At 60.0% G+C, this 3,205-nt stretch carries 4 protein-coding genes; all 4 read right to left on the reverse strand.

What is annotated here, in order from left to right:
- Positions 1 to 443 (reverse strand): HK97 family phage prohead protease (locus x551_RS20115; protein ID WP_036250592.1); only part of this gene is annotated, 443 nt, incomplete at its 3' end.
- 118 nt (positions 444 to 561) lie between these two features.
- A complete protein-coding gene (locus tag x551_RS20120) occupies positions 562 to 2,400 on the reverse strand; it encodes a terminase TerL endonuclease subunit (protein ID WP_081771428.1) in 1,839 nt (612 codons plus the stop codon).
- Complete coding sequence (locus tag x551_RS20125; protein ID WP_253950427.1) at positions 2,345 to 2,695, reverse strand: hypothetical protein; 351 nt, start codon at positions 2,693 to 2,695, stop codon at positions 2,345 to 2,347. Before x551_RS20125 ends, x551_RS20120 begins: the two co-directional genes overlap by 56 nt.
- Before the next feature lie 99 nt (positions 2,696 to 2,794).
- The gene (locus tag x551_RS28250) at positions 2,795 to 3,133 is read right to left on the reverse strand and encodes an HNH endonuclease signature motif containing protein (protein WP_081771429.1); all 339 of its coding nucleotides are present in this window, start codon (positions 3,131 to 3,133) and stop codon (positions 2,795 to 2,797) included.
- Positions 3,134 to 3,205 lie beyond the last annotated feature (72 nt).

A 3,205-nucleotide genomic window follows, 5' to 3' on the forward strand; every position in this document is an offset into this window, starting at 1 on the left:
ATGACGGCATCAGGAAGCGCAGGAATCGACACCGTAGAGAGTTCGTAAACCTCAACCTCTTGATAGTCGACGCCGTCGTCCGTGAATGCGTACTTGATCGGTTTGAAGCCAATGCTTACAGCGCGCACGAGGCCGAATTTCAGCTCGCCCCACGCCGTATTCACTCGATCCTTGAGGGAGCCGTACTCGTCGCCGACGACAGGGATCTCAGCGTCGAACTCGATCCCGCGCTTGGTAGGTGTCTTGAACTTGACCGTGCCTATTGGCAAGTCATGTCTATGTCCGTGCAGCAGAGCAAGCGGGTTCCGGAAGGTAACGCCGAGCGGATTGATGGTGTCACCAGCTCGATCCATAGATGGCGTCGTGGCCCATCCAGAGAATGTTCTCCGGTCTCCGTCGATCGCCTTCACCTCAAACGCGGAATAGGCGCGCTGTAGTTCCATCACTGTCTCGCTTCCATTTTTGCCAGTCGAGCTTTTGCCCTCTCGCACAGTCTTGTGAGTCCTCGCTTACAGAGCTTCTCGACCAGCCACCTTTGGCGGTCTACGCACTTGCAGGCCATCAGCCGGCCGTCGCGAGGACGAGGCGCCTGACTGGCACGCTCGTTGATACGGCCGCGCCTATCGCCATGCACAAAGCAACGGCCGCATCGATCTTGTTGATCGATCGCGTCTTGGCTAGCCAGTGGTTGCCCCAGCGGTCCTCTTCAGTCACCGCAGACATCATTGCGGACACCAGGACGGGGTTCTTCTTGATGCGAATCCGGCCCTCAAGGAGCGCGTCTTCGAGTAAACGGAGCGAGCCGGGCATCCAAAGACCTTCCGGTTTCTCGCCACGTCGCTCCGCGGCCTTCTTCATTGCTTCGGTCGGCTGGCCCTTCTTGGTGCCACCCTGGGGGTGTTCCACGAATTCCAGGCACAAGCCGATTTCCTTGGCGTCCTCTTCGAAGCGCTTGAAGGCATACCGGTCGTAAGCGACCATCTGGATGGCGAAGCGTCCAGCATCCTCCGACAGGGCCTGAGCGACCTGTCGATAATTGATGTTCTCGCCTGCCGGGGCCTGGATGTAGCCCTGATCTCGCCAGACTGTGTAGGGCAGCTTGTCGCGAAGCTCTCTGGCCTTGATGGTGTCGCCCGGAGTCCACGCCTCGATCCATGCATCGAATAGCGGCTTGTTGTCGGCCGTCACTCCGGTCTGAACAACCGACGCCTTGGCCGTGATGTCACGGTTCTGCGAGAGATCCAGACCGCAATAGACCTTCTTGCCAGCGTGGATCTGCGGGTCGAACTCCGCAAGTGCCGGCTCAAGTGTCGTTCTGGTCATCCATGCGGTTTCAGCATCCGTCCAGATGCAGAAGTGCAGTCGGAGGATGCCGTTTAGCTGACCAGGTATCGCCTTTGCCTGAGCAACCACTTCGGACAGGTAGCCCTCGGTGATCGTGACGCCAAGAAGCGGGTTGGCCTTAACCCAACACGTCGGGTCGTTGAGCGGGTCGTCTCCGTCGTCGAGAGCGCAGACGTAGCTGAAGGTCGTGTCATCTAGTGGCTCACCGACAAAGCTGGGATCGTTGACCGCTTCGGTATGCCCTGCGGCCACCTTGACCGCGTGCTCATGCTCTTCCCAGGCAACAGAGTTCCGATCCGACCCGCTGTTCGTAATCATGAACAGGAGCGGCTGGCGGCGGAACTTGAAGCCGCGTTCCAGCATCTCGATGATCTTGCGGTCCGGCAGCTCATGGACTTCATCAGCGAGGACGAAGTACGGACGAGGCCCTGAGCCGGTCTTCCCGGTATCCCGTGATACAGGCCGGAAGAAACTGCCGCTAGGGTGGTGGGCGATGTTGAACTCTCGCCCAGGGCCGCCCGAAAACTCCACCCGCTTCTTGAGCGCCGGGGACTGCTTGACCATCTTCACCGCGTCAGCGAACAGAATGCCGGCCTGCTCTCGCTTCGCGGCAGCGGCATAGACCTGGGCGCCGGCCTCACCATCGGAAACCATACCCAGCAAGCCGATGCCGCCGGCCAAGGGGGACTTGCCGTTTCCCTTGCCCTGCTCGATGTAGGCGCGCCTAAAGCGTCTGGTGCCGTCCTGCCGCTTCCAGCCGAACAGCGAACCTACGATGAATGCCTGGCTGGGGTGAAGCTCGAATGGCTTGCCGTCGAACTGACCTTCTGAGAGCCGAAGGATTCCCTCGAAGAACTCGAAGGCATAAGAGGCCGCCTCATGATCGAACCGCAGACCACGGGCCGACCCGTTCTCTAGGTCTAGTAGATGGCGCCGGCACGCATTCCTGACGTGCGGCCCAGCTACCGTGATCCCGGAGACAACCGCCTCCGCATACTCCCTAGTGCGATCTACCAAAGAATCGATCGGCGGGGTCTTCGTCGTCGTCCTCGGCATGGTTCACTTTGGTTTCGTCAACCGGCGTCGCGCCCAACTTCGAAAGGATGGAGCTGAGGGCCTGGGTTGCTGAGACCCCAAAATCAACCTCGTCCATCTTCGCCGTCCAGATGCAGGCCAGCCGGAGAAGCGGGCGATGCGAGCTGTTGAGCCACGGAAGCTCCGACCGGTACTCTTCCCAACAGACCTTCTGATCGTCGGTCATCCGGACGTAGGGCTCACCCAGCGGGCGGGTTTTCTTCGGGGATTTCCGGTCCTTGAAGCGTGCCGGATCGTGAATGGCCGCGCCGGACACTGCAGCCTTAGCGGCCGGTAGTCTGGGCCTTGCCATTTGGTCGTCTCTCAAATTGCGGGTGTGAAAAGGAAGGTTCGGAGGCGGTTTCCATAGGGAAGGCTAATTACTTGACGACTCCCCCGCCCCCATCGGCCATCCATCGGGCCCTACCTGCCTCACCTCTCGATGACCTAGATCAGTGCGGGTTTTGGTGTCGTGGTCTTCGATGCAGAGGATCTGGCAGTTGGCTTCCGTGTCCTCTCCGCCGTTGGTCAGAGCTATCTTGTGATCCAGCTCAAACCCATCGGGGTAGTCGGTCAGCCTGCCGCACATGGCGCAGTAGGGATTGGCAGTCCAGAGCTTGAGGCGCCTCACCTGTAGCTTCCTGCCCCTTAGCCTAGTCGGCTCGCTTGCCGTTGAGGTAGACCATCGGCGGGTCTTCCCCTGTGATGTCCTCATCTAGGCTTTCCTGCAGGACTTCGGCTAGGTGCTGTACTGCTTGGGTCTGAGCCATCAGGCATTGAGCCAGGG

The organism is Methylibium sp. T29 (assembly GCF_000576205.1).
Taxonomy (GTDB): domain Bacteria; phylum Pseudomonadota; class Gammaproteobacteria; order Burkholderiales; family Burkholderiaceae_C; genus Methylibium; species Methylibium petroleiphilum.